At 70.3% G+C, this 24,349-nt stretch carries 27 protein-coding genes; 10 read left to right on the forward strand and 17 right to left on the reverse strand.

Annotation, left to right across the window (positions count from 1 at the left end; translation table 11 throughout):
* Positions 1-31: 31 nt before the first annotated feature.
* From MED01_RS02370 to MED01_RS02390, 5 genes are all read right to left on the reverse strand, one after another.
* On the reverse strand, positions 32-1,048 hold the full coding sequence (locus MED01_RS02370; RefSeq protein WP_238666900.1) for a coiled-coil domain-containing protein: 1,017 nt from the start codon (positions 1,046-1,048) through the stop codon (positions 32-34).
* Between the two features lie 180 nt (positions 1,049-1,228).
* Positions 1,229-2,038 (reverse strand): inositol monophosphatase family protein, encoded by an 810-nt coding sequence (locus MED01_RS02375; protein WP_238666901.1) that lies wholly within the window; start codon positions 2,036-2,038, stop codon positions 1,229-1,231.
* Positions 2,031-2,483 (reverse strand): response regulator, encoded by a 453-nt coding sequence (locus MED01_RS02380; RefSeq protein ID WP_088987503.1) that lies wholly within the window; start codon positions 2,481-2,483, stop codon positions 2,031-2,033. The genes MED01_RS02375 and MED01_RS02380 overlap by 8 nt, the downstream gene beginning before the upstream one ends.
* Entirely contained in the window at positions 2,480-4,213 is a 1,734-nt protein-coding gene (locus tag MED01_RS02385) for a sensor histidine kinase (protein ID WP_238666902.1), read from the reverse strand. Before MED01_RS02385 ends, MED01_RS02380 begins: the two co-directional genes overlap by 4 nt.
* Entirely contained in the window at positions 4,210-5,409 is a 1,200-nt protein-coding gene (locus MED01_RS02390) for a PP2C family protein-serine/threonine phosphatase (protein ID WP_238667156.1), read from the reverse strand. The genes MED01_RS02385 and MED01_RS02390 overlap by 4 nt, the downstream gene beginning before the upstream one ends.
* A 290-nt stretch (positions 5,410-5,699) precedes the next feature.
* Here MED01_RS02390 and MED01_RS02395 point away from each other — a divergent pair, with 290 nt between their 5' ends.
* Together MED01_RS02395 and MED01_RS02400 are read left to right on the forward strand one after the other, a co-directional pair.
* Positions 5,700-8,120, forward strand: a complete 2,421-nt coding sequence (locus MED01_RS02395; protein ID WP_372493560.1) for a M28 family peptidase — start codon at positions 5,700-5,702, stop codon at positions 8,118-8,120.
* A 148-nt stretch (positions 8,121-8,268) separates the two neighbouring features.
* Entirely contained in the window at positions 8,269-8,700 is a 432-nt protein-coding gene (locus tag MED01_RS02400; protein WP_238666903.1) for a tetratricopeptide repeat protein, read from the forward strand.
* A gap of 4 nt (positions 8,701-8,704) precedes the next feature.
* On the opposite strand, the gene MED01_RS02405 is transcribed toward MED01_RS02400, so the two are convergent.
* Together MED01_RS02405 and MED01_RS02410 are read right to left on the reverse strand one after the other, a co-directional pair.
* Positions 8,705-9,646: a threonine/serine dehydratase gene (locus MED01_RS02405; RefSeq protein WP_238666904.1), complete on the reverse strand. Its 942-nt coding sequence runs from the start codon at positions 9,644-9,646 to the stop codon at positions 8,705-8,707.
* A gap of 16 nt (positions 9,647-9,662) precedes the next feature.
* Positions 9,663-10,061: a 2OG-Fe(II)-dependent halogenase WelO5 family protein gene (locus MED01_RS02410; RefSeq protein ID WP_238666905.1), complete on the reverse strand. Its 399-nt coding sequence runs from the start codon at positions 10,059-10,061 to the stop codon at positions 9,663-9,665.
* 592 nt (positions 10,062-10,653) lie between these two features.
* Here MED01_RS02410 and MED01_RS02415 point away from each other — a divergent pair.
* Positions 10,654-10,902 (forward strand): hypothetical protein, encoded by a 249-nt coding sequence (locus tag MED01_RS02415; RefSeq protein ID WP_238666906.1) that lies wholly within the window; start codon positions 10,654-10,656, stop codon positions 10,900-10,902.
* 32 nt (positions 10,903-10,934) lie between these two features.
* Positions 10,935-11,270: a hypothetical protein gene (locus MED01_RS02420; protein WP_238666907.1), complete on the forward strand. Its 336-nt coding sequence runs from the start codon at positions 10,935-10,937 to the stop codon at positions 11,268-11,270.
* A gap of 125 nt (positions 11,271-11,395) precedes the next feature.
* Here the strand turns inward: MED01_RS02420 and MED01_RS02425 are convergent, their stop codons facing one another.
* Positions 11,396-12,091 carry an SMI1/KNR4 family protein gene (locus tag MED01_RS02425; RefSeq protein WP_238666908.1) on the reverse strand — a complete coding sequence of 232 codons (696 nt, stop codon included), beginning with the start codon at positions 12,089-12,091 and terminating at the stop codon, positions 11,396-11,398.
* Positions 12,092-12,112: 21 nt separating this feature from the next.
* The gene (locus MED01_RS02430) at positions 12,113-12,610 is read right to left on the reverse strand and encodes an NUDIX hydrolase (RefSeq protein WP_238666909.1); all 498 of its coding nucleotides are present in this window, start codon (positions 12,608-12,610) and stop codon (positions 12,113-12,115) included.
* Between the two features lie 209 nt (positions 12,611-12,819).
* Between MED01_RS02430 and MED01_RS02435 the strand changes: the two genes are divergently transcribed.
* Together MED01_RS02435 and MED01_RS02440 are read left to right on the forward strand one after the other, a co-directional pair.
* Positions 12,820-13,314: a GNAT family N-acetyltransferase gene (locus MED01_RS02435; RefSeq protein ID WP_238666910.1), complete on the forward strand. Its 495-nt coding sequence runs from the start codon at positions 12,820-12,822 to the stop codon at positions 13,312-13,314.
* A gap of 163 nt (positions 13,315-13,477) precedes the next feature.
* Complete coding sequence (locus MED01_RS02440; RefSeq protein WP_238666911.1) at positions 13,478-13,822, forward strand: hypothetical protein; 345 nt, start codon at positions 13,478-13,480, stop codon at positions 13,820-13,822.
* A gap of 20 nt (positions 13,823-13,842) precedes the next feature.
* On the opposite strand, the gene MED01_RS02445 is transcribed toward MED01_RS02440, so the two are convergent.
* Positions 13,843-14,010 carry a hypothetical protein gene (locus MED01_RS02445; protein ID WP_238666912.1) on the reverse strand — a complete coding sequence of 56 codons (168 nt, stop codon included), beginning with the start codon at positions 14,008-14,010 and terminating at the stop codon, positions 13,843-13,845.
* Positions 14,011-14,421: 411 nt separating this feature from the next.
* Positions 14,422-14,757, reverse strand: a complete 336-nt coding sequence (locus MED01_RS02450) for a hypothetical protein (protein WP_238666913.1) — start codon at positions 14,755-14,757, stop codon at positions 14,422-14,424.
* Positions 14,758-14,904: 147 nt separating this feature from the next.
* On the opposite strand from MED01_RS02450, the gene MED01_RS02455 reads away from it, so the two are divergent.
* Positions 14,905-16,314 (forward strand): helix-turn-helix domain-containing protein, encoded by a 1,410-nt coding sequence (locus MED01_RS02455; RefSeq protein ID WP_238666914.1) that lies wholly within the window; start codon positions 14,905-14,907, stop codon positions 16,312-16,314.
* Here MED01_RS02455 and MED01_RS02460 read toward each other — a convergent pair whose 3' ends face one another.
* From MED01_RS02460 to MED01_RS02475, 4 genes are all read right to left on the reverse strand, one after another.
* Positions 16,315-16,881: an NUDIX hydrolase gene (locus tag MED01_RS02460; RefSeq protein WP_238666915.1), complete on the reverse strand. Its 567-nt coding sequence runs from the start codon at positions 16,879-16,881 to the stop codon at positions 16,315-16,317.
* Between the two features lie 41 nt (positions 16,882-16,922).
* Positions 16,923-17,177, reverse strand: a complete 255-nt coding sequence (locus tag MED01_RS02465) for a Smr/MutS family protein (RefSeq protein WP_007465523.1) — start codon at positions 17,175-17,177, stop codon at positions 16,923-16,925.
* A 116-nt stretch (positions 17,178-17,293) separates the two neighbouring features.
* Positions 17,294-17,662 carry a tetratricopeptide repeat protein gene (locus MED01_RS02470; RefSeq protein WP_112584722.1) on the reverse strand — a complete coding sequence of 123 codons (369 nt, stop codon included), beginning with the start codon at positions 17,660-17,662 and terminating at the stop codon, positions 17,294-17,296.
* Between the two features lie 130 nt (positions 17,663-17,792).
* Entirely contained in the window at positions 17,793-18,563 is a 771-nt protein-coding gene (locus tag MED01_RS02475) for an ROK family protein (protein ID WP_238666916.1), read from the reverse strand.
* 62 nt (positions 18,564-18,625) lie between these two features.
* On the opposite strand from MED01_RS02475, the gene MED01_RS02480 reads away from it, so the two are divergent.
* From MED01_RS02480 to MED01_RS02490, 3 genes are all read left to right on the forward strand, one after another.
* Complete coding sequence (locus MED01_RS02480; RefSeq protein WP_238666917.1) at positions 18,626-20,263, forward strand: ABC-F family ATP-binding cassette domain-containing protein; 1,638 nt, start codon at positions 18,626-18,628, stop codon at positions 20,261-20,263.
* Between the two features lie 38 nt (positions 20,264-20,301).
* Positions 20,302-20,610 carry a hypothetical protein gene (locus MED01_RS02485; RefSeq protein WP_124822832.1) on the forward strand — a complete coding sequence of 103 codons (309 nt, stop codon included), beginning with the start codon at positions 20,302-20,304 and terminating at the stop codon, positions 20,608-20,610.
* 261 nt (positions 20,611-20,871) lie between these two features.
* A complete protein-coding gene (locus MED01_RS02490) occupies positions 20,872-21,597 on the forward strand; it encodes a methyltransferase domain-containing protein (RefSeq protein ID WP_238666918.1) in 726 nt (241 codons plus the stop codon).
* A 46-nt stretch (positions 21,598-21,643) separates the two neighbouring features.
* Here the strand turns inward: MED01_RS02490 and MED01_RS02495 are convergent, their stop codons facing one another.
* Both MED01_RS02495 and MED01_RS02500 read right to left on the reverse strand, forming a co-directional pair.
* Positions 21,644-22,696 carry a LacI family DNA-binding transcriptional regulator gene (locus tag MED01_RS02495; protein WP_238666919.1) on the reverse strand — a complete coding sequence of 351 codons (1,053 nt, stop codon included), beginning with the start codon at positions 22,694-22,696 and terminating at the stop codon, positions 21,644-21,646.
* Between the two features lie 120 nt (positions 22,697-22,816).
* The gene (locus tag MED01_RS02500; RefSeq protein WP_238666920.1) at positions 22,817-24,286 is read right to left on the reverse strand and encodes an amino acid permease; all 1,470 of its coding nucleotides are present in this window, start codon (positions 24,284-24,286) and stop codon (positions 22,817-22,819) included.
* Positions 24,287-24,349 lie beyond the last annotated feature (63 nt).

The following is a 24,349-nucleotide window of genomic DNA, read 5'->3' on the forward strand; positions in this document are numbered from 1 at the left end:
CGATGGTACGCAGCGAAGCTGGTGCTTCGGGTCAGTACATAGAGAGATGAACATGGTTCGTGTGGGAGGCCGCCGGAGAGCCGCTTCCACTGTACGAACGCCAACCGGTGCCGGGATGCCAGATCTGCCGGTACCAGATCACGTAGAGCACGCCGAGCCGGTCGGCGTTGCGCACGTGCCAGGCGGCCAGGCTGTCCCCGTACGCCTTGTCGCCGCCGGTCGCGTTCTTGTCCTCGAAGCCGTTCGTGGCGGCCGAGAAGTCGCAGGCCCGGCCCTTCGGATGCTCGCCGCTGCCACCACTGCGCTTGCAGGAGACGTGCCGCTTGTAGCCGGCCGCCTGGGTCTGCTTGAGCGCGTTGAGGGTCCGCGGGGTGATGCACCCGGAGGTGGTCGGGTCCTTCACCGAGCAGGACTCCGACGGCCAGGACCCGTCGGAGTTACGCGGCGCCGGCTTCGCCGAGGTGGAGCTGCCACCGCTGAAACCGTTGCTGCCGCCGGAGCTGACCTCGGCGAGCGCCTCCTCGGCTTCCTTCTTCTTCTTCGCCATCACGGCGAGTTGCTTCTGCTGCTCGCGGACCTCGGCGTCGATGGCGACCTTGGCCTGCTGCGCCTGCTGCCGGGCGTCGGTGAGGTCACGCAGCCGCTTGCTGTCCCGCTGGGCCATCAGGTCGAGGTCGCCCGCGCGTTGCAGGAACGCCTCCGGTGTGGCCGTGTTGAGCAGCATCGAGACAGCGCTCAGTCGACCCACCCGATACGACTGGGCGGCCACCTCGCCCACCTGGCTGCTGAGCCCGACCAGCCGACCCTCGAGCGTGGCCAGCTCGCCGGTCAGCGCCGTCTGGCGACGCTTGGAGTTGTCCAGCTTGGCCTTGGCCTCGATGTGACCCTTGGCGGTCAACTCCAGCGCGTCCTGCAACTTCTTGCTGCCGCCCTCGCCAGGCTCCGCGTACGCGGGCACGGCGGCACCGCCGAGCACCAACGCGACGGCGGCGAGCACTGCGAACAGAGCGCCGCGACCGAGCCGCGGGCTGAGCCTGGTCCTGGGCACGAAAGCGTCCTTCCGTCGACCGCCGGCCCCCGATGAACACTGCACGGCGGCGCCGGTCGGCGGCCTGCTGGCGGAGACCGCCGGTCACGATACCGGATCACGGGCCGGTGACCAGCCCGCTGACCCGCTGGCCGCCTCGATGTCGACGGAGCGTCCCAACACGGTCGCGCAGCGCGCGGATCAGGTGCTCAGAAGCGCGTCGCGCACCTCGGCCCACACCTGCTCGTTGGCCGCGACGAGCAGACCCCGGCCGTCGTCGGCGGGGTGGTAGTCGACGCCGTCGAATCGGCGGGCGACACCCCCGGCGGCACGGACCAGCACGGTGCCCGGGGCGTGGTCCCAGGGCAGGGTGCGCCAGAAGAGGGCGAACTGCTGCTCGCCGGTGAGGATGTCCAGGTACTCCCGACCGGCGCAGTGCAGGCCGGGCAGCAGCTCACCGAGCCGCCGCCCGCCGGCGCGGACCCGGTCGCGGGCCTCCGGCGGCAGGAACCGGGTCATCGCCGCGCCGCGCAGCTCGCCGAGCGGCGGCACCGAGCCGGCGCCGTCCACCGGTCGACCGTTGAGCAGTGTGCCCTCGTCCGCCGAGCCGGCGGCGAGAGTGCCGGCGAGCGGGTCCAGGATCCAGCCGGCGGTCGGCTGCCCGTCGGTCAGGAGCGACACCATCAGGGCGAACGGCCGGCGACCGGCGGCGAAGTTGGCGGTTCCGTCGACCGGGTCGACCAGCCAGACGTCCCCGCTGTCACGTAGGTGCCGCAGCAACCCCGGATCGTCGGCGACACCCTCCTCGCCGACCACCTTCGAGCCCGGCCGCAGCCGACGCAGCCCCGCCGAGAGCAACTCCTCGGCCCGGCGGTCGGCGACCGTGACCACCTCGCCGGGCGCCTTCTCCGACACGTCATCGTCGTCGAGCTTGCGGAACAGTGGCAGCACGACCTGATCGGCGGCCTCCCAGAGCAGGCCGCCGACGTCGTCCAACAGGGTGTCAGCCACGCGGCGGCAGCTTGACCACGCTGACGAAGAACTCGTCGATCTGACGGACCACCGAGATGAAGCGCTCGAAGTCCACAGGCTTGGTCACGTAGGCGTTGGCGTGCAGTTGGTAGCTGCGCAGAATGTCCTCGTCGGCCTGCGAGGTGGTGAGCACCACCACCGGGATCCGGCGCAGCTCCTGGTCTTTCTTGATCTCTTCCAGCACCTCCCGGCCGTCGCGCCGGGGCAGGTTGAGGTCGAGCAGGATCAGGTCGGGCGCCACCGCGTCGGCGTACTGGCCTTCCCGGCGCAGGTAGGCGAGCGCCTCGGCCCCGTCGGAGACGACGGTCAGCCGGTTACGCAGCTTGTGTTCCTCGAACGCTTCCTGGGTCATCAGCACGTCACCCGGGTCGTCCTCGACGAGCAGGACCTCGATCGGGCTCTTGCCATCCGCCGGCGCGGTCATCCCACCGTCTCCCTCATGTCACCCGTTCTACCGCTTTCCAGCGTCTCGTCGGCCCGGTCCGGCTGGTCCGGCCCGTCGGCCTGCTCCGTCATCGCTGCCGGAGCCTCGGTCGAGGGCGTCGCGTCGCCCGCTGTCAGGGCGTTCGGCTCCCCGGCGGAATCGGCGGCTTCCGCCGCCGCGACGTCCTCGGGAAGTGCCGGCAGGGTGAACCGGATCGCGGTGCCCTCCGGCACGTCGGTGTCCACCCAGACGCGGCCGCCGTGGTACTCGACGATCTTCTTGACGATCGCCAACCCGATGCCGGTGCCCGGGTACGCGTCCTTCGAGTGCAGCCGCTGGAAGATCACAAAGATCTTGTCGGCGAACTCCGGCTCGATCCCGATGCCGTTGTCCTGGCAGGTGATCTCCCACTCGGCACCCACCAAGCGGGCCGAGACGTGCACCTTCGACGGCACGTCCGGGCGGCGGAACTTGATCGAGTTGCTGACCAGGTTGGCCAGCAGGTTGGTGAGCAACGGTTCCTCACCCGAGATCACCGGCAGATCGGTCCAGGTCAACTCGGCGTCCGCGTACTGCCGGGCGGCCTCGGTCTGGCCGGCCACGTCGCCCATCACCTTGTTGAGGTCGACCTCGACGAAGCCGGTGGTGAGCCGCCCGATCCGGGAGAACGCCAGCAGGTCGTTGATCAGGCGCTGCATCCGTTGCGCGCCGTCCACAGCGAAGGCGATGTACTGGTCGGCCCGCTCGTCGAGCTGCCCGGCGTAACGGCGCTGGAGCAGCTGGCAGAAGCTGGCGACCTTACGCAGCGGCTCCTGCAGGTCGTGCGAGGCCACGTACGCGAACTGCTCCAGGTCCCGGTTGGACCGGGTCAGCTCCTCGGCCTGCTTCTGGAGCTGACTGTTGACCCACTCGATGCGCTCGCGGGCGGCCCGGACCTCGGCCAGGTCGGCGGCGATCTTCTGCCGCATCGCGTCCACGTCCTCACCGAGCCGGATGAACTCCGGCGGACCGAGGGGGGCAATGCGGTGCTGGTAGTCGCCCTCGGCGACCTCGCGGACCTGGGTGGCGAGGCCGGTCAGCGGCCGGACCACCATCCGATCCAGCGAGAGCAGCAGCACCGCCCCGGCGACGACCACCACCAGCGCGGCGACGATCAGGAGAACAACCAGGATGTTGCTGCTGGTACGGACGTTGGTGGCGGTCTGCTCCCGGGCGGCCAGGACCTCCTCCTGGAGGTCGTTCACCGCCAAGCGCACCTCGTCGAACTGTTGCCGGGCCGCTTCGGTGACCAACGCCTGGCCGGCGTTCGTGCCGCTCTGCTCGGTGGTGGTGATCACCGGCTCCGCAACCGACTGTCGCCACTGCGTGACACGCTCCTCGACGGTCCGCAGCTCCTGGCTGATCTCCGGATAGTCGTCGAGCAGCGTCCGCATCGAGGCGACGACGCTCTGCTCCTGGGCGAGCCCTTCCCGGTAGGGGTTCAGGTCGTCCCGGTCGCCGCTGACCGCGTACCCGCGGATCGCCGTCTCCTGGTCAAGCAGCGCGTTGAGCAGTTCCTGGGACTGCACCCGCAACGGGCCGGTCTCGTTCAGGACCGCGTCGATCTGGGTGCGGTTGCGGGCGGCCATCGCCGCCTCCGCGCCGGCCAGCCCGACCAACAGGAAACCCACGACGGCGAGCAGGGTGATCACCCGGCGGCGCAGACTCCAGCCGCCGACCACCGGCTTCACCGGCCACCGCCCCGGCTGACCAACAGCATGGCCACGTCGTCGGCGAGCGGGCCACCGTTGAGCCGCTCGGCCCGACCGACGAGCCACGCCGGCAGCTCGGGCAGGGACACCGAATGGTTGGCCGGCTCGCCCAGCAAGCCACTGAGGCCCGGCACGTCGAGCCGTTCGTTGCCGGCGCCCACCCGCCCCTCGATCAGGCCGTCGGTGTACATCAACAGGGACCAGTCATCGGTGTCGAACTCCAGGTCGTAGGCAATCGGCCGGCGAGGTCGTACGCCCAGCAGCAGGCCGCCGGGCGCGGGCACCGGGGCGACCCGGCCGCCGGAGAGCAGCAGCGGTGGCGGGTGCCCGGCCAGTCGGACGGTGGCCCGGTTGGCGTCCAGGTCCAGTCTGACGGTGGCCACCGTCGCGAAGATCTCCTGGAGGCGGCGCTCACTCATCAGCACCTGCTCCAGGGCGGGCAGCACCTCGTCGTCCGGCACCCGGGCGAGCACCAGGGCCCGCCAGGCCACCCGCAGCTCGACCCCGAGCGCGGCCTCGTCCACCCCGTGCCCACAGACGTCGCCGACGATCAGGTCGAGGCGGTCCGGGTGGGTCTGCACCACGTCGAAGAAGTCTCCGCCGATCAACGCGGCGTGCCGGCCCGGCCGGTAGAAGGTGTGCACCGCGACCAGGTCGGTCGTCATCAGCGGTTGGGGCAGCAGGCCGCGTTCGAGTCGGGCCGACTCGGCCTGGCGCAGCTCGACCTCGCGCAACCGGCGGGCGTTCTCGTCGGCGCGCTTACGCTCCACGGCGTAGCGCAGCGCCCGGGTCAGCAGCACCCCGTCGACCTGGCCCTTGACCAGATAGTCCTGGGCGCCCTCGGCGACCGCCACGACGCCCAGGTGCTCGTCCGTGCGGCCGGTCAGCACGCAGACCGCGGCGCCGCTGGACATGTCCAACACCTGGCGCAGCCCGTCCAGCCCCTGCGCGTCGGGCAGGCCCAGGTCGAGCAGGACGCAGTCGACGCCGCTGATCCGCTGCCGCGCCTCCCGGAGGCTGGTCGCGACCAGCAGGTCGATCATCGAGTTCGTCTCGGCGAGCAGCTCACCCACCAGGAAGGCGTCGCCCTCGTCGTCTTCCACCAGCAGCACCCGCAACCGCTCACCCGGCGGCAGGTTGGCGTGCCGCGCCAGGCCACCGTGCGGGTACGGCACAACTGGGGAACCGGCCAAGCCGGCCCCCCGGTGCGGCCGGGTCACCGCCGCGAGACGCGGGAGTTCGCTGGTGATGTCGGGCTCCTTCCGAGTGCCCTGCTGATCCTGTATTAGACAACGGTCGCACACAACACGATGCCTGCGGCGCGGGCGGGGATGGGGCGCGTCACTGCTCGGCCGTGGACAAACCGGGCGGCTGACGGACACGGGACGTACCGGCCATCCCATCCGCAGCCACCGACGGGCAGGATGATCCCACCCCAGGCCCCACCACCCCCCGAGGAGTCCCCGTGGGCGCACCCACCACCCCGGCCACGACGGGCACGCCGACCCGTCCGATTCCGGGCGTACCCCCTGCCAGCCGCGCGCTGACCCGGCCGCGTCGGCGGCTCGTGGCCGCCGCGGCGGCGTTGGCCGCGCTGGCCGCGGTCGCCGCCGGCAGTCTGCTCGACCTGCGCACCCCGGCCCCGAAGTCGGCCGACGCGCCGGCTGACGCGTTCAGCGCCGGCCGCGCGTACGAGGACGTCCAGGTGATCGCCGCCCGGTCGCACGTCGCCGGCAGCCCGGCCAACGAACAGGTCCGCGCGCACCTGGAGCAGCGGTTGCGAGGGCTGGGCCTGGAGACCGAGGTGCAGGACACTGTGGCACCGGAGGCCGGTCAGCTCAGCGGGGCCGCGGGCGGGGCGACAGTGGCCCGGGTCCGCAACGTGGTGGCCCGGCTGCCCGGCACCGACTCGACGGGTCGGGTCTTCCTGGTCTCCCACTACGACTCGGTACAGACCGGGCCGGGCGGCAACGACGACGCCGCCGGCACGTCGACCATCCTGGAGGTGGCCCGCGCGCTGACCACCGGCCCTCGGCCGCGCAACGACATCGTCTTCGTGCTCACCGACGCCGAGGAGGCGTGCCTGTGCGGCGCGGCCGCGTTCGCCGCCAGCCACCCGCTGGCCGCCGACGGCGGTGTGGTGCTCAACCTGGAGGCGCGGGGCTCCACCGGGCCGGTGATCATGTTTGAGACGTCCCGGAACAACGCGAAGTTGGTGGACATCTTCGGCCGGGCCGCCCCTCACCCGGTCGGCACCTCGTTCGCGGTGGAGATCTACCGCGCGCTGCCGAACGACACCGATTTCACCGCCTTCCTCGATCACAAGTTCGTCGGGCTGAACTCGGCGTACATCGACGGGGGCGCGATCTACCACACGCCGTTGGACACCCCGGCCGCCATGGACCGGGGCAGCCTCCAGCAGCACGGGGACAACGCGTTGGGGCTGGCCCGGGAGTTCGGTGGCACCGACCTGACCGAGCTGCGCTCCGGGCACGACGCGACCTACTTCCCGGTCCCCGGCGGCCTGGTCCGCTACCCGGGCACGCTCACACTGCCGCTGGCCCTGCTCGCGGTGGCGGCGGTGGCCGCGCTGGGCTGGCTGACCCGTCGGCAGGGCCGGGCCAGCATCGGCCGGATGGCCGCCGGCTTCGGGCTGGCCCTGGTGCCGATCGTGGTCGCGCCGGTCGCCGCCCAACTGCTCTGGCTGGCGATCACCGCGATCCGACCGGGGTACGCGGAACTGCTCGACCCGTACCGGCCGATCTGGTACCGCCTGGCCGTCGTGGCGCTCGCCGCCGCCATCCTGTTCGCCTGGTACGCGCTGACCCGCCGCCGGATCGGCCCGGCCGCGCTCGCGATCGGTGGGCTGGCCTGGCTTGCGCTGCTCGGAGTGCTGCTCGCCGTTGCGGTGCCGGGTGGGGCGTACCTCACCACACTGCCGGCGCTGGCCGGCGCGCTCGGTGGGCTGGTCGCGCTGCGTACCCGGCAGACCGGGCCGTGGCCGGTGGTGGCCGTGACCGCCGCAGCGGCCGTCGGTGTGGTCATCCTGCTGCCCACAGTGGTGCTGCTCTTCCCCGCGCTCGGGATGGGCATGGGTGGGGTGGCCGCGCTGGTCGCGGTGCTGCTCGGCCTGGTCGCCCTGCCGGTGGTCGACCTGCTGCACCCGCAGGCCGGCGGCCAGCGTGGTCTGCTCGCGCTGCGGGCCCGGCGGCTCGCGGTGCTGCCGGCCGGCGCCGCCGCGGTGGCGGCGGTGGTGCTCGCCGGGGTCGGCCTGGCCGTCGACCGCTTCGACGCCGCCCATCCCGCCCCGACGCACCTGATGTACGCGATGGACGCCGGCACCGGCCAGGCCCGCTGGCTCAGCCACGAGAGTGACCCGCAGTCGTGGACGGACGGCTACGTGGACGGGACGGCCGACGTCGGCGACGACTTCCCCGGGCTCGGCGACGGTGAACTGCGGACCGGGCCGGCGCAGCCGGCGAACCTGCCGGCCCCGAAGCTGGACGTGGTGGCCGACGCCACGACTGATGGAGAACGCACGCTGCGACTGCGGCTCACCCCGCAGCGGGCCGCCCGGCTCGCCACCCTGCACGTCGACACGTCGACCGCCACCGTGCTGCGGGCCGAGGTCGCCGGGCGGCCGGTGCCGGTGGAGCCCCGCGAGGGCAAGTGGGGCTTCGGGCTGGTGTTCCACGCCCCGCCCACCGAGGGCATCGAGGTCACGTTGACAGTGCGGCCCATCGCCGGGCAGGTGGCGTTGCGGGCCATGGACGCCAGTGACGGGCTGGACGCACTGCCCGGCTTCCGCCCCCGACCGCCGGCCGTCGGCGTTGTCGGATCGCACAGCTCGGAGATGCTGGCGGTCGCCCGCACCTATCCCATCTGACGGACGGCCCGGTGGTCCGGCGGAGCGACTCATCCGCCGGACCACCACCTTTCCTCGCGACCGGAAAGCCATCTGGCGTCGATTCGGTCAGCCCACCGGTTCGGGTTGGCCGGCACCGATCCGGTGGCAACGATTACCGTCGTGGTCGGTGAAGGTCAGGTCCACCAGAACTGTGTCGGCAGTGCTGGCGGTGCTGGCCCAGCAACGGGCGCCCGAAGCCGAGGAGATGCTGCACGCCATCCTGGAGGTCCGCTACCGGTTGTGGCCGCTCAACCAACCGGAAGCCTGGCAGGCCCGGCACACGCTGGCCCGATGCATGCAGGCGCAGGGCCGGCTCGCCGAGGCGGAGGCCGAGCTGCGGGCCACACTGGCCACCGTGGAACCCCGGCACGCCGACCGCAGCGAGGTGCTCGCCATCCGCTCCACCCTGGCCCTGGTGCTGCTGCTCGACGAGCAGGTCGACGCCGCGATCGAGGTGTACGAGCGGTTGCTGGCCGACCGTCGGCGACTCCTCGGCGACACCCACCTGGACACCCTCCAGGTCGAGCACGCGCTGCGCCGGCTGCGCGACGGCGACTGACCGGTCAGTGCGGCGCGGCCGGGCCCAGGTCGCTCGGGTCGGTGTTGCCACCACAGATGATCACTGCCACCCGCTCCCCCGGCTGCGGCACGTACGCGCCGCCGACCAGCGCGGCCAACGCAGCGGCACCACCCAACTCGGCCGCGACCCGCAGCTCCGACCAGAGCAACCGGCGCGCCCGCACCAGGTCCTCGTCGCGGACCAGCACTGACACCACCTCGGTCCGGCGGGCGGTGTCGAAGGCGATCTCGCCGATCCGCCGGGCACCCAGCGAATCGGTGGCGATGCCACCCACCTCGATGTCGACCGGCCGCCCCGCCTTGAGCGCCGAGTGCAGGGTGGGGATCTGCTCCGGCTCGACCGCCACGACACGTACCGAGCCACCGAACCAACTGGCGATACCGGACACCAACCCGCCGCCACCGACCGCCACCAGCACTGTGTCGATCCCGCCCACCTGCCGCTCCAGCTCGCGGCCGACGGTGCCCTGACCGGCCACCACCTCCGGCTGGTCGTACGCGTGCACCACCAACGCGCCGGTCTCCCCGGCCCGCTGGGTGCTCGCCGCCAACGCCTCGGCGTAGTGCTGGCCCACCTGGCGCACCTGTGCGCCCAACCCGGCCAACCGCTGCACCTTCACCGGCGAGGCGGTGACCGGCACGAAGACCTCCGCCGGCACGCCCAACGACCGGGCCGCGTACGCGACAGCGAGGCCATGGTTGCCACCCGATGCGGCGATCACCCCGGCCGAGGGCAACGACCCCTGGAGCATCCGGTTGAACGCGCCACGCGGCTTGAACGAGCCGGTGTGCTGGTGCAGCTCCAACTTGAGGCTGAGCTGCCCGGGCACACCCAGATCGGCGGCGTCGACGGCGATGACCGGGGTTTCCCGGACCCGCCCCTCGACAAGGGCCGCGGCCGCCTCGACGTCGCTTCTGTCCACCATGGGGAAACGCCCTTCACTACGACCAGAGGGCCAGTCGACCGTCGTCGGTGAGCCCGACGAAACATCCTATGGAGATCCGTCGGCCATCCGACGCGGGACGCACCGTGTGATAGTGCCGCGGATCAAACAGAAAGCCCTCCCCGAGCGTGGGGCGCAACGTCAGCGACTGCGTGTCGGCCGCCACCGCCTCCTGGAAGCCGTACCCGCCGGGCACCCGCAACGGCTCGTCGTCCGGCTGCCAGCGCCGCCGCCACAGCACCGTCTCCCCACCGGCCGGTGGCACCCGGATGTAGATGTTGAACGCCAACTGGGCCACCACCTCGCTGTCGAGCAGCCGGCCCGCGTACTCCCGTACCGCGTCGTCGAAGTGCACCTGGAGCCCCGCGTTGATCTCGCGGACGATACCGACGTGCATCTCCCGACCCTGCCGCCGCCCGGGTGCCACGTTCGGCCACCTCGGAACGCGGCCAGGCACAGGTCCCGGGGGGAGTCCGACAGGCCCAGCGTCGACCAGTTCTTCTCGGCCGTGTGGGCGGCTTCCCAGTAGTCCTCGCGGAGTTCACCGGCGGCCCGGTGGTCGTTGATGGCCGGACCGAACTTGGCGACGACGGGAAAGACCCGGCTCTCGTCGTAGCGGTCCATCGGCGCGTTCGCGAGCGCCGCGGTGATCGCCTGGCAGCGGGCCGGAGAGAGCAACCCCGGCACCCGTACGGCGGCCAGCCGCCCCGCGATGAGCCCGGCGACATCCGCACGGGTGATCGATTCTGATTCGACGGCGACGAACAAGGGATCGGTAGTGCTCGAATGCTGCACGGCGGTCCTCCCGTAACGAAGATCCCTCACCGGACTTGTCGCGCCCCCCGACCCGCGCACCGTGCAATGTACAAAGCGCGGGCAAGACGAGGTATCCGCAGTTCCGGGCGATCTGGCGCGGCCACCGCTACCATCGGCGCAACCGGGGTACGCGGCACCGAACCGTACGGCGGAAGCTTTCCACCGATCGGGGAATGGTGACGATTCTCGGCGTGACGCATGATGCGACTAGTTCGAACGCTGACAAGGAGTTCGAGATGGCAGGCGCCGGCCCGACGGATCTTGACATGCACGTCGACCGCCTGGAAATGGCGCGTCGAATAGCTCGGGAAATGATCGAGTCCGATCATCAGGCTCTGGAGCTCGCCGTCCGACAGCGCCCACAGTGCTGGTCCCGACGCCCCACCGGCCACGGCACCCGCGCCGACGCCCTCACGGGCTGACGGTTCCTCTCGCAACAGCGGATACTCCGGCGATGACCCTGTCACCGCCGCGCATCGACGCACGCTCCTCGTTCTTGGTGCTCGCCGGCTGGTACGTGGCCGTCGTCGTGGCATTCGGCATGTTCCTCGGCACGCTCTCCGGGTCGGTCCTGACGGGCTGCGGCGAGGTGTGCGACTCCGAACGATCGAGGACGTTGCTCTTCGGGCTCTACGTGGCCCTGCCGGCGCTGTTCCTCGCACTGCTGGTCAGCCTGGCGACGCTCGCGGTCCTCATCTCCCGCACTCAGCTCCGCTCGTCGGCCCTGGTGGGCACCCTCGCCGCGCTGCTCCCGCTGGTCGCGTGCGGCCTCCTCGCCACGATCCCCTGACCGCGTTCGGCTGACCATTTGATGATGACGGCATGGGGGACACTTTCGCGACCAATGTCGAGGAAGCAGTCGATCTACTGGACGCCGAGTTCGTCGCCCGCCGATCCGCACCAATGAGGGCCGGTTCAGTCGTCGAAGCGTCCTTCCCAGATCGGTGCCGCAATGTCGTAGCTGCGCAAAGGTTCTCCACGTGCCGCCAGCGTCTGGTCCGCAGCGCTTAGCCAGTCGAGGTAGAAGTCTGTGAAGGTGACGTGCCTGCCGTCCTGGTGGCGCAGAGGCACGATCACGTCGCTCGTGGCGCGCCGATCGAACCAGATGTTGCCGCGTTCGGTGCCGGAGACGACAAGCAGCGTGTAGAAGCCGCATCCGTTGTCGCTGAGATATACCACCCCAGTGGTCTGTGCCCGCTCAAGGTCGTTGCTGCGCCGGTTCCACGCTGCCCAGCCGGCCTCGTCTGAGAGCTGCGGCTTCATAGCTTCGAGCTCGTCCCACTGACCTTCGTACGAGTCCTGGTCTGGAAACGGCGTCGTCAGAGCCCCATGGTCCGTCTCCTGGTCGTCCTCCCATGCCCAGCAGCCGGAGCTGCGCGATAACCGGCGGAGGTTTACCGGCCCGATCCCCCCGGAGTCGACATGCAGCAGGAATTCCCGGTATCCGTCGGGCAAGGTGACACCGAACTGCTGCTCCGCGTCGGTGAGTTCGCGGTCGGTCAGAGGAGCCGGCGGGCGATGACCGGGCAAGAGGCGGGAACCGGATCGGTCCGTCAGGGCACTACGCACCCGAAGTGTGCGGCTTCGTACCGCATCCCAGTCTGTCTCCACGTCCGGTCCGCTTCGCTCTGCCTACAGGCCAAGCGGGACGGGTTGGGTTGGTGCTCCGTCAGCGATCAATGCGGCCAACGGCGTGGCGAGGTCTCGGGGCGAGAACAGTTCCGGACCGCGGTGTTCGCTGATCTCCGACAGCGACCACCAACGCCAGCCGATGACGTGCTCGGCGGCGAGTTCCTCATCGCTCATCGCACCGCGCGGCGTGAACGAGGCGGTCCGAACGAGGAAGTATGCGTTCACGATGCCATCGTGACCGGGTGCGAACCCGGCGGCGACTATCTCCTGGCGCCAGACCTGAGGCGGGTCGGCATCGAGAGCAAGGCCGACCTCTTCGCGCAGCTCTCGCCGCAGGGCGGCCAGTGGCGTCTCGCCGTCTTCGACGCCACCCCCGGGAGTGATCCACACGGCGATCGTGCCAGCGGGATCGGGAATGGCGAGTCGTAGCAGCAGAACACGGTCGTCCTCATCGAGGACGACCGCACGCGCCGATCGCCGCAGGTTCACCGTCGACATCAGGACACCCTACGGGTCAACGATCACGTCGACGCCCGCGACGGCACAGCGGTCTGATACGCCTGCGGCCATGAACCAACCAATCGCCGCCTCCTGCTCGTAGGTCGATCGGGCTTCCCATGCCCGCTCCCACGCATCTCCGTTGCCGCCGGCCGGCCCGGAGACGGCATGATCTTGGCTCTGTTCGATCTCTGTGCGAGGCTTCGGCGGTGACTGACCTCGACATCCGCGCGGCCACCTCGGCTGATTCCGAATTCCTGGTCGACATGCTCGTGGAGGCCGTGAACTGGCTGCCTGAGCGCAACTGGTCGCACGAACAGATCCTGGCGAACCCTGCGCTGGCCCACTATGTCACCGGCTGGATGCGGCCAGACGACTTCGGCCTGGTTGCGGTCGACCCGACTGATCGTCCAGTCGGGGCGGCCTGGTTCCGATTCCTGACCTCCGCCGATCCGGGCTACGGATACGTGAGGGACGACGTGCCCGAGCTGACTGTCGGCGTGGTGGAAACCTGGCGGGGCCGAGGTGTGGGTCGGGCACTTCTGCGCGCCGTTCTGCAGGCCGCACGAAAGCGTGGCATCCGCACGGTGTCGCTGAGCGTGGAGCGGGCGAACTTCGCTGCAAGGCTGTACGCCGCTGAAGGGTTTCGCACTGTCGAGTCGTTCGAGGACGCGGACACGATGGTCGCTGAGATCGGGGCCTGACGCGTGTTGTGCCACAGCCAAGTCACTCCTGGGCAGGCGTAACGATCAACTGGCGTTGATGCTGGCCGGCCGCAGTGCTGGTCCGCCGCCCGGCCAGGCCACGGCTCCCGCGCCCATACCTTCGGGGGCTGATTCAGCTCGCGCAATGGCGGATACTTCCGTCATGACTCTGGCACCGTCACGCACACATCTCGTTGATGCGCGCTCATCCTTCCTGGTGCTGGTCGGCTGGTACGTCGCCGTTGTCGTGTCGTTCGGCCTGTTCCTCAGCACGCTTTCCGGGTCGGTCCCGGCTGGCTGCGGCGAGGTATGCGATTCGCAACGGTCGCGGGCGCTGCTCTTCGGGCTCTATGTGGCTACGCCCGCGCTGTTCCTCGCGCTGCTGGTCAGCCTGGCAATGCTCGCGGTCCTCGTCGCCCGTACCCGGATCCGCTCGTCGGCCATGCTGGGCAGCCTGTCCGCGGTGCTTCCGCTGGCTGTGTGCGGACTCCTCATCGCCAGCCTCTGACCGCCGCTGCTCCCATCAGATCAGCCGCTGGATGCGGACCTTCGGACGCTCGTTTCGCAGGTGACCATGTTTGTGCTGCAAATCTGCTCGTTCCAGACGTCCTGATCGTAGTCGGGGTCCGGCGGGATCCACTTGTGGGAGCCGTCGCTGTAGTGGAACTTCTCGTCACCCGCACGAAGGATGCTCATCGGGTCCAACCGAGAAAGCGACGGTGCAGGACCCCTGCCGGCACCCAGGTCAGGTCCTGCGAGGCACAGACCAGTTGAGCGCCCATGTAGAGCGCCAGCGAAACGGCTGCGCCCTCGTACTCAGCGCGTAATTCTTGCTGTCGGGTCCGGCAGGGCCAGGCCGCATTGCAGCCTCCGCAGGTCCAGATCGGCATCACCGGGCCGTGGGTGGTCACTGCAGGCCACCGATTAGGTGTACGAAGTGCGCTCGCCTCTGGAGCCACCGCAGTCGCTCTGGACAAGGGTGGGGCCGGCCGCACCGGCACAGGTCGAGTCCGACCTCGTCGTGGTGGTTCAGGAGTTCGTCGGCAGCGTCGACTTGAGCCTGGGCGTGGTCGATGAGGGCTTCCAGGCCGTGAATAGCAGCCATCTTCACTTCGTCAGGCCTGCACGGCTACGGTGCCAGCGTGCCTCCGCCATGACCGCCGCGAAATTGACGTCGCCCATGACGATGCGGCTCCGGGCAAGTGAGAGCCACAGCGGTGATGCGACGTCCTGCTTGCCGCTGGCGGTTCGCAGCCCTTCTACGGCGAGGCGTGCCAGGCGGCACGACACAAGTTGGTCTCCGTGCACGCAGCCGACGATGAGGTAGTGGCCGGCACGGTCGGGCCGGTGGTCTTCCCACAACGCTCGGCACAGGCGCCACAGCAGCCGATGGCGACAGCCGTCAGGCGGCTCGACCGGCGGGTTCTCGACATCGAACAACATGCCCAAGACGGTCCCGCCGGCTGCGGTCTCGCGACCATGTCCGCTAGCCATGTCACGGTGACATGAGCGGGCTCGACCTGCACGGGCACCAGACTTAAGCTCCAGGTTGAGCACGATGCGTAGTCACTCGACGACGGTGGGAGCGGTGTGCTACTCGACCATCTTCGGATTCCCGACGGCTTCTGGGCCCGGGAGGACGTCAGGACCGCCGTGCGTGTCCGCGACATCGGCACTTTCTTCCGGCTGCTTGCCCGGCATACGGGGGCGAGTCAGACGCGTATCGGGGCCGTGGTCGGCCTGGAACAGGGCTACGTCAGTCGGGTGATCGCCGGCCGGAAGGTGACCTCCATCGACGTGCTGGAGCGGATCGCCGACGGCTGCGGCATGCCCGACGAGACCCGAATGTCACTCGGCCTTGCACCGGGCCAACAAGCACGTCGCCCGACCCTCGGCAGCCCTCGAGGGGATGTGCCAAACGACCGATCCTGGCGCGAGGACGTCCGCGCCGCCACGCAACTGTGGGAAGGCGACGTGAACCGTCGAGACATGCTCCGTCAGACAGTGTTCAGCTCCGCTGGCTACACCCTGCCCGCGTTGCGCTGGTTCACCGCCCCCACCACACAACCCGTCACGCAGAAAGGTCACCGGTCAGTCGGTCAACCCGACATCGACACCATCCGCGAGATGACCTCCACCTACCGGCGACTCGACAACCAGCACGGTGGCGGCCACGCCCGCAAAAACCTCGCCCGCTACCTCAACCACGAGGTCACGCCCCTGCTGACCGAGGGTCGCTACGATCCGGCGACCGGCCGAAAGCTGCTCGCCGCCGTCGCCGAGCTAACGCAGCTCGCTGGTTGGCAGGCATACGACACGGCCGAACACGGCCTCGCCCAGCGCTACCTCACCCACGCCCTCGACCTCGCCCGAGCTGCCGACGATGCTGGGCTCGGCGCCGAAATCCTCGCCGCGATGAGCCACCAAGCCACCTATCTCGGCCACAATGCCACCGGCGTCGATCTCGCCCGCGCCGCCCGGCAGACGGCACGACGCGCCGGCCTCGCGGTGCTGACCGCCGAGGCGCTGGTCATGGAAGCTCATGCCCACGCCGCCGCGCGCAACGAACGCGCCTGCACCAGCGCACTGCACCAGGCAGAACAGACCCTCGACCGGGCCGACCGCAGCAGCGACCCGCAATGGCTCGGCTACTTCGACGAGGCATACCTGTCAGCCAAGTTCGGCCACTGTTTCCATGCTCTCGGCCACCACCAGCAGGCCGAACGCTTCACCGTCCGCTCACTGCACATGGACGAACGCTACATACGCGGCAAGGCCTTCAACCTCACTCTCCTCGCCTCCATCCACGCCCACCACGGCGAACCCGATCGCGCCAGCGCCATCGGGGCACAAGCGCTCACGTTGACCTCTCAACTGCGGTCAGCCCGAGCCGTCCGGTACCTACGCGACCTGCAAACGGAACTCACAGCGCACCGCCGCCGGCCAGCCGTTCGACACTTCATCAACCGTGTCGACGTGACTCTCGGTCAACGCCGCTGACTACAGCTCACCTCGGGCTTTGCGCGCGACCAGCTCTAACACCGCGATCACCGTGCCGGAGCCCACGATCTCACCCCGGGACACGAGGTCCCGCGCTTCCGTCAACGGCATCCAGGCCACCCGCTCGGCCTCGTTGACGTCCACCGGCGAACCGATATGTGTCGCCTCGCGCGCAAGGAACAACAGATTCTCCGCGTCCGCGGTCGCTACCCACGGCTGGAACGACAGCATCGGCTCCACCGCACCCGGACGCCACCCGGTCTCCTCCTCGACCTCACGGACCGCACAGCTCGCCGGCTGCTCACCGTCGTCGACGTAACCCCCAGGCAGCTCCCACACCCACCTGTCGAACACGAACCGGTGCCGCCGCATCAGCAGCAGGCGCTCCTGCTCGTCAAGCACCGCGACCATGGCCGACCGGGGCCCCCTGATCACATACTGCTCGAAACGGACCCCGTCCGGCAGTTCCACGTCGGCGATGCTCAACCGCGCTCGCCGGCTGCCATCCACCACCCGCTCACCGTGAATCGTCCACCGCGTCGGCTCGGTACCCTGCTCCTCCGTCACCAGCCCAGTATCCGACCGCTGGCACGGACGGCGTGCCCTCGTCACTTCCAGCGGAAGTGGACGAAGAGGCGGCCGAAGTTCTTTGAATCCTTCTCCACGCGGTGGTAGAGCTGCTTGACGTCCTTCTGGTCGAGGAACCGCAGCACCCGCTTCTTGAGCTGGCCGGACCCCTTGCCGGGGATGATCTCGACGAGGGTGGCCTTCTTCGCCACCGCCTCGTCCATGATCCCGCGCAACGCGCGATCGATGTCCTGGCCCTTGTTGAAGATCTCGTGCAGGTCCAGCTTGAGCTTCATGCCGCAGCCCCCGGCAGGTCAGGTCCCATGTCCGCCATCCTAGGCACCTCCGAAAGGTTGTCCGACGACGAAGGGGCGGCCCCGAAGGACCGCCCCTGCCGTGTCACGCCGCACGTTCAGCGCCTGCCGCCCAGGCGGGTCTCCACCCGCTCCAGCGCGGTCCGGTAGTCGTCGTTGGCCGCGTACATCGCGGCGGCGATCCGCAGGTGCCGCAGCGCGTCGGTGTGTCGGTTCAGCCGTTCGAGGGTCCGACCGAGCACGTGGTGCGCGTAGTGGTCGCTCGGGTCCCGTTCGACCAGCTCACGCAGGTGCTCCTCGGCCCGGTTGAGCTGGGCAGACTGGAAGTACGCCCGGGCCAGCAGTTGCCGTACCGCTGCGTTGCCGGGTTCGGCGTCGATGATCGGCTCCAGCAGTCGGGCTGCCCCGCTGGGGTCACCGGTTTCGAAGAACATGGTCGCCCGCCGGTAGTCCGCCAGAAGATCCATCTGCCACCTCCTCGGGTCGCACCGTCACCTGTTCCGACGCTGGCACAACACCGGAAGTTTGGCGACTGTTCCCGGGGTCGAGATCGGGTCAGTTCCAGCCACCGAAGGCCGCTGAGGGGGCGTCGAACGGTCAGGTGCGGGCGTCCCGGCGTCCGGCGGAAAGTTCCCAGGCGCGGACACCGCCGACGATTCCGGCGGTGTTCGGCACCACCACCACGTCGTCGCCCATCCGGGCCAGTTGCTCGGGCCGGATCAGTCGGGAGTTGCCCCCACCCAGGTAGAGCCGGTCCCAGCGGAACACCGGGCGGAGCCCGTCCACCACCTGCCGGATCCGCCGGGACCAGAAGGCGTCGCCGAGCCGCCGACGTTCCGGCTCGCCGACGTACGTGTCGTAGGTGGTGCCCCACCGCACCGGCGCGTGCGACAGCTCCAGGTGCGGGGCGAGCACCCCTCCGTCGTAGAGCGCGCTGCCCAGCCCGGTGCCCAGGGTCAGCACCAGCTCGCAGCCGGTGCCGGCGACCACCCCGGCACCGTGCACCTCGGCGTCGTTGAGCACCAGCGCCGGCACCCCGAACGCGTCCGCGAGGGCGCCCCGCGCGTCCCAGCCGGACCACTCGGCGAGCAGGTCCGGGTCGACCCGGCTGCGCGGGCCGCTCCGGGTCACGTAGTGCGGGGTGGAAACCACCACTCCGTGCCGGATCATCCCGGGTACGCCGACCGTGAGCCGGTCCGCCGTCGGCAGGCGCCCGCCCAGCTCCAGCAGGGTGCGGACAAACAACGTCGGCGGCAACGGGTACGGCGTGGGCACCCGCAACGGCCGGGCCCGCATCGTTCCCGCCTCGTCGAGCACGGACGCCTTGATGCCTCCGCCGCCGCAATCGATCGCCAGTGTGGTCACCACGTCGTTGAGTCTGCCCGCTGCCGGCGGCTGGTATGCGGGCGGCCGGATAGGCTGCCGTCCTGATGAGCGCCACGATGATCGTCAAGGACCTGGCCGCCGGGCACGGTGACCGCCCACTCTTCGCCGGATTGGACCTGGTGGTCGCCCCCGGCGACGTGGTCGGGCTGGTCGGGCCGAACGGGGCCGGCAAGTCGACGCTGCTGCGTACCCTCGCCGGGTTGTTGCCGGTCGAGGCCGGCAGCGTGCGGCTGAGCCCGCCCACCGCGAGCGTCGGCCACCTGCCGCAGGAGCCGGAGCGGCGGCCGGGCGAGACGGTACGGGACTTCTTGGCCCGCAGGACCGGGGTGACCGCCGCTCAGGCGGCGTTGGACGCGGCGACCGAGGCGCTGACCGCCGGGGCGGCGGGTGCCGACGACGCGTACGGCGACGCGTTGGAGCGCTGGCTCGCCCTCGGCGGCGCGGACCTGGACGAACGCGCCGAGCAGGTGAGCGCCGACCTGGGCCTCGCCGTCGACCTTGACCACCCGACGACAGGGCTCTCCGGCGGGCAGGCGGCCCGCGCAGGGCTGGCGTCGCTGCTGCTCAGCCGGTACGACGTGTTCCTGCTCGACGAGCCGACAAACGACCTGGACCTGGCCGGCCTGGAACGGCTGGAGGAGTTTGTCACCGGGCTACGGGCCGGCACGGTGCTGGTCAGCCACGACCGGGAGTTCCTCACCCGCACGGTGACCCGGGTGCTGGAGCTGGACCTGCCGCAGCAGCAGATCAACCACTACGGCGGCGGCTACGCGGCCTTCCTGGAGGAGCGCGAGGTGGCCCGCCGGCACGCCCGCGCGGACTTCGAGGAGTACGCCGACACCAAGGCTGGGCTGGAGGCTCGGGCCCGCACCCAGCGTGGGTGGATGGAGAAGGGCGTGAAGAACGCCCGCCGCAAGGCCACCGACAACGACAAGATCGGCCGCAAGTTCCGCGCCGAGGCGAGCGAGAAGCAGGCCGCCAAGGCCAAGCAGACCGATCGGCTGATCGAACGGCTCGACGTGGTCGAGGAGCCCCGCAAGGAGTGGGAGCTGCGGATGGAGATCGCCGCCGCGCCCCGCGCCGGCGCCGTCGTGGCCACGCTGCGCGGAGCCGTGGTACGCCGTGGTGGCTTCACCCTCGGCCCGATCGACCTCCAGATCGACTGGGCGGACCGGGTCGCGGTGACCGGGGCGAACGGCACGGGCAAGTCCACACTGTTGGCAGCGTTGCTGGGCCGGCTGCCGCTGGACGCCGGCACCGCCTCGCTCGGGCCGGGCGTGGTGGTCGGCGAGGTGGACCAGGCCCGCGGGCTGTTCCTCGGCGACGTACCGCTGATCGACGCGTTCGAGGCGGCCGTACCCGACATGTCGCCGGCGGACGCGCGGACCCTGCTGGCCAAGTTCGGCCTACGGGCGGCGCACGTGCCCCGACCGGCGGCCACCCTCTCCCCCGGTGAGCGGACCCGGGCCGCGCTGGCCCTGCTCCAGGGTCGCGGGGTCAACCTGCTGGTGCTGGACGAGCCCACGAACCACCTGGACCTGCCCGCCATCGAGCAGCTCGAATCGGCGCTGGCCAGCTACCCCGGAACGCTGCTGCTGGTCACCCACGACCGGCGGATGCTGGCCGCCATCGAGACCAACAGGCGACTGCGGGTCGACGCCGGACGGATCGCCGAGGATTGATCCGTGCTCGCGGGCCGGCGCGGGGTGAGAATGACGCCATGCTCAAGTGGGAGTACGCCCTGCTGGTCCGCCGCCGTCAGGCTGCGACCAACGACCTCGGCTGGGAGGTCGTCTTCGTCTGGTACGGGCCGGACGGCTCGATGGTCGACGTGACGCCGTACGGCGACACCTCGCTGGCTCACCTGAACCGGGCCGGCGACCAGGGCTGGGAGTTGGTCGCGATGAGCGAGGACCCGTCCCTGCCCGGCAACCACGAACTGCACCGCTACCACCTCAAGCGGCCGAAGCCCGCCGACCCGCCGCCTCGCCAGCGGATGCGCGGGGGCCGCCGCACCCTCTCCGGCTGACCCGACCACGCCGGGCCGACTGCGGTGGCATGAGCCGAGTTGGTCGTTCGCGGCTCGCCCCGCGCCCGGGCGGAGCCGATGTCTCCGTTGAGCCTGATGCCGCAGAGTCATCCTGATGCCTGTGTGGCATCAGGATGACTGCGTCCTGCCCCGCATCCTGCGACACGCCCACCGCACGGTTGCGCGGGCCACGCCGACCAGGTGGACGAGCGGGGCATAACGGGCGCGGTTGCGGGTATCGCGCGGCGGGAGGTGGCCCGAATGGTCGCTTTGGCACAGACTCCGCCCTCGGCCGACCGGCTGCGGGCGATAGACGATTTCCTCGCCCAGGCATGGGCGGACCAGGTCCGCCACGATGATCGGTTGCGGGACCTGGCGGTCGAGGTGCGGTTCGACCGGGGGGTGGCCCATCTGAGCGGCGACGTGGCCGAACCCGCCCAGTTACGGCTGGTGCGGGACATGGTGGGGCGGCTGGCCGGCGTCTACGGCGTCTGGTGCCGGGTCGGCATCGGCGGGCGGCCGCCGGTGGTGGTGGACCTCGGTTGTGGGCCGACCAAGCAGTGGTCGAGCAACCTGGGGCTGGACATTTACCCGGCGCCCGGCGTGGATGCCGTGGCGGACCTGTCCGGCTCGCTGCCGCTCGCCGACAACTCGGTGGACGTCCTCTTCGCGGTGCACATCCTGGAGCACCTGATCGACTTCCTGCCGCTGGTCGACGAGTGTCACCGGGTGCTCCGCCCCGGTGGGGTGCTGCACGTGATGAGCCCCTGGTGGGGGCATGTGAACGCGGTCGCCGACCCGACCCACGTCCGGCTGATGGACGTGCAGACGTTCAAGGGGATCTGTCAACTGCGGCCACCTGGCACGCCGCGCTGGTACCCACTGCACGCAGGCTGCGACGGCGCCTCGATCTTCGCCGACCTGACGCCCCTCCCCCCGGACGCCGACCCAGCACCCCAGTCCCACCTGGCCCGCTTCTTCGACTAACCACCCACCAACCCACCCACCCACCCACCCCACGTCGATCATGAAGTTATTGCGCCGACACGCCGTCATTCGTGGCAATAACTTCATGATCAACGCGAGGGGTGGTGGACTCGCGGAGCTTCAGGCGGTACGGGGCCGTTAGTTGCTGGGCGGGGAGGGTCGGGTCGCCATCCAGGCGGTTGGCGAGGAGTTGGACGGCCAGGCGGGCGACCTGCTCCTTGTCCGGGGCGACGGTGCTCAGGGCGGGGGTGGCGAACCTGCCGTCCTCGATGTCGTCGAAGCCGGCCACCGCCACGTCCTCGGGCACCCGCAGGCCAGCCTCGTGCAGGGTCCGCAGGGCACCGAGGGCCAGCGTGTCGTTGAAGCAGAAGACGGCGTCGGGGCGTACGCCGGAGGTGAGCAGTCCCCGCATCGCGGCCGCGCCGTCAGCGCGGTGCCAGGCCGGCGCGGACGCCACCAGGGTCTGGTCGTGGTCGAGGCCGACGGCGCGCAGCGCGTCGCGGTAGCCGGCCAGGCGCAGCCGGGCGCTGGCACCCTCGTCGGTGCGCTGCGCGCCGACGGCCGCGATCCGGCGGCGACCCAACTGGATCAGGTGGCTGGTGATCTCCCGGGCCGCTGCCACGTTGTCGATCACCACGCGATCCGCCGGGCAGTGTTCGATCCGTTCGCCGAGCAGCACCATCGGGGTGCCGTCCAGAGCGGCCAGGTCCGCCACGGTGAGCGCCAACGGACTGAGGATGAGCCCGTCGATCAGGTGGTCGGTGATACCGGAGGCAAGCACCCGTTCCTGGCCACGCCGGCCGCCGGTCTGGTCGATGAGCACCGTCCAACCGTGCTCGGCGGCGACGCTGACGACGTGACGGGCCAGCTCGGCGAAGTACGGGATGTCCAGTTCCGGAACCGCCAGCGCGATCACGCCGGTGCGTCCCTTGCGGAGGTGACGGGCGGAGAGGTTGGGCCGGTAGTTGAGTTCGACGATCGCCTCCTCGACCCGGGCACGGGTGTCCGGTCGCACGTGCACGTGGCCGTTCACGACGTTGGAGACGGTCTTGACGGAGACGCCGGCCCGTTCGGCCACGTCCTTGAGTCTGTGTCGCACCCCGCAACCTCCCCGAGGTGACGGGCGCACCATACCGTCAGCGACTTCTCCGCGAGGGTGCACGAACGATGAGGAAAGGGCCCCTTGCCGTCGCAGGAGGCCCCTTCTCATCCCGTCGGATCAGCTGTCGGCGCTCGGCTCCCGAGACGCCGGGGCGACAGCGGGCTCGTGCTGGGCCAGCCGGTTGCGGCGGTGGCCGTAGCCGAAGTAGATCAACCCGCCGAGCAGCATCCAGGCCAGGAACCGCAGCCAGGTCTCCACAGACAGGTTGAGCATCAGGTAGAAGCAGGCCAACGCCGAGACGATGGGCAGCACCGGTGAGAACGGCACCCGGAACGGCCGCTCCAGGTCGGGCCGCTTGCCGCGCAGGATCGGCACCGCCACCGACACGAGGACGAACGCGCAGAGCGCGCCGATGCTGACCAGGTCGGCCAGCGCGGACAGCGGCAGGAAGCCGGCCAGCAGCGCGACCGCCACCGTCATGATCGCCGAGATCCGGTACGGGGTGCCCCAGCGCGGGTGCACCTTCGCGATCGAGGGCGGGATCAACCCGTCCCGGGCGATGGCGAATCCGATCCGGCCCATCGCCACCAGGTCGACCAGGATGACGCTGGTCAGGCCCGCGACCGCGGCGATGGAGACCAGCACCGCCGCCCAGCCGGCGCCGACCGACTCGAAGGCCGACGCGATCGGGGCGCCCCTGTCGATCTCGGTGTACGGCACCATCCCGACCACCACCAGCGACACGCCGATGTAGAGCACTGTGGAGATCAGCAACGTGCCGAGCAGACCCAGGGTGAGGTCCCGCTTGGGCTTCCGCGTCTCCTCGCCCAGGTTGGCCACGGCCTCGAAGCCGGTGTACGCGAAGAAGACCACGGCGGCGGCGCTGAGCACCCCGACGAAGCCGAAGACCGACGGCTCCAGCCCGAAGAGCGCCTGGGTGACCGGCTGCTTGATGCCGTCGTCGCCGCTCCCGGCGGCCTCGGCCGGCGGGATGAACGGGGTGAGGTTGGCGGCCTTGACGAAGAACAGCCCGGCCACCACCACGAAGACGCAGATGGCCACCTTGACCAGCACCAGCAGGTTGGTGATCCGGGCGGATTCCCGGATGCCGACGATCGCCACGATGCCGAGGATCAGCACGATGGCGATGGCACCCACGTTGACGGTGCCGCCCTCCTCGCCGAACCACCGGGTTGGCAGGTCGAGCAGTTCGGCGAGGTAGCCGGACCAGCCTCGGGCCACCACCGCGGCCCCGAGCGCGAACTCCAGCAGCAGGTCCCAGCCGATGATCCAGGCGACGATCTCGCCCATGGTGGCGTACGCGTAGGTGTAGGCGCTGCCGGCGGTCGGCACGCTGGAGGCCAACTCGGCGTAGCAGAGGGCGGCGAGCAGGGCCACCACGCCGGCGATGGCGAAGGAGATCACCACGCCCGGCCCGGCGCTGTCCCGGGCCTCGATCCCGGTGAGCGTGAAGATGCCGGTGCCGATCACGATGCCGATGCCGAAGCCGGTGAGGTCGACCGCGCCGAGCCGTCGCTTCAGCCCCAACTGGCCGTCGCTGCCGTCCGCCTCACCTTGGGCTATCACGTCCTTGATTGGTTTTGTGCGCAGCACGGACACCCGGTCACCCCTCCCACCGTGCGACCACCT

It is taken from the genome of Micromonospora alfalfae (assembly GCF_022230925.1).
Classification (GTDB): domain Bacteria; phylum Actinomycetota; class Actinomycetes; order Mycobacteriales; family Micromonosporaceae; genus Micromonospora; species Micromonospora alfalfae.

Excerpts from the sequence above, each read along its gene's own strand:
- MED01_RS02450 (WP_238666913.1), bottom strand. The coding sequence starts at position 14,757 with ATGTTGTTCGATGTCGAGAACCCGCCGGTCGAGCCGCCTGACGGCTGT.
- MED01_RS02430 (WP_238666909.1), bottom strand. The coding sequence starts at position 12,610 with ATGTCGACGGTGAACCTGCGGCGATCGGCGCGTGCGGTCGTCCTCGAT.
- MED01_RS02410 (WP_238666905.1), bottom strand. The coding sequence starts at position 10,061 with ATGCACGTCGGTATCGTCCGCGAGATCAACGCGGGGCTCCAGGTGCAC.
- MED01_RS02480 (WP_238666917.1), top strand. The coding sequence starts at position 18,626 with ATGAGCGCCACGATGATCGTCAAGGACCTGGCCGCCGGGCACGGTGAC.
- MED01_RS02485 (WP_124822832.1), top strand. The coding sequence starts at position 20,302 with ATGCTCAAGTGGGAGTACGCCCTGCTGGTCCGCCGCCGTCAGGCTGCG.
- MED01_RS02470 (WP_112584722.1), bottom strand. The coding sequence starts at position 17,662 with ATGGATCTTCTGGCGGACTACCGGCGGGCGACCATGTTCTTCGAAACC.
- MED01_RS02490 (WP_238666918.1), top strand. The coding sequence starts at position 20,872 with ATGGTCGCTTTGGCACAGACTCCGCCCTCGGCCGACCGGCTGCGGGCG.
- MED01_RS02405 (WP_238666904.1), bottom strand. The coding sequence starts at position 9,646 with ATGGTGGACAGAAGCGACGTCGAGGCGGCCGCGGCCCTTGTCGAGGGG.
- MED01_RS02415 (WP_238666906.1), top strand. The coding sequence starts at position 10,654 with ATGGTGACGATTCTCGGCGTGACGCATGATGCGACTAGTTCGAACGCT.
- MED01_RS02440 (WP_238666911.1), top strand. The coding sequence starts at position 13,478 with ATGACTCTGGCACCGTCACGCACACATCTCGTTGATGCGCGCTCATCC.
- MED01_RS02380 (WP_088987503.1), bottom strand. The coding sequence starts at position 2,483 with ATGACCGCGCCGGCGGATGGCAAGAGCCCGATCGAGGTCCTGCTCGTC.
- MED01_RS02420 (WP_238666907.1), top strand. The coding sequence starts at position 10,935 with ATGACCCTGTCACCGCCGCGCATCGACGCACGCTCCTCGTTCTTGGTG.
- MED01_RS02445 (WP_238666912.1), bottom strand. The coding sequence starts at position 14,010 with ATGAGCATCCTTCGTGCGGGTGACGAGAAGTTCCACTACAGCGACGGC.
- MED01_RS02465 (WP_007465523.1), bottom strand. The coding sequence starts at position 17,177 with ATGAAGCTCAAGCTGGACCTGCACGAGATCTTCAACAAGGGCCAGGAC.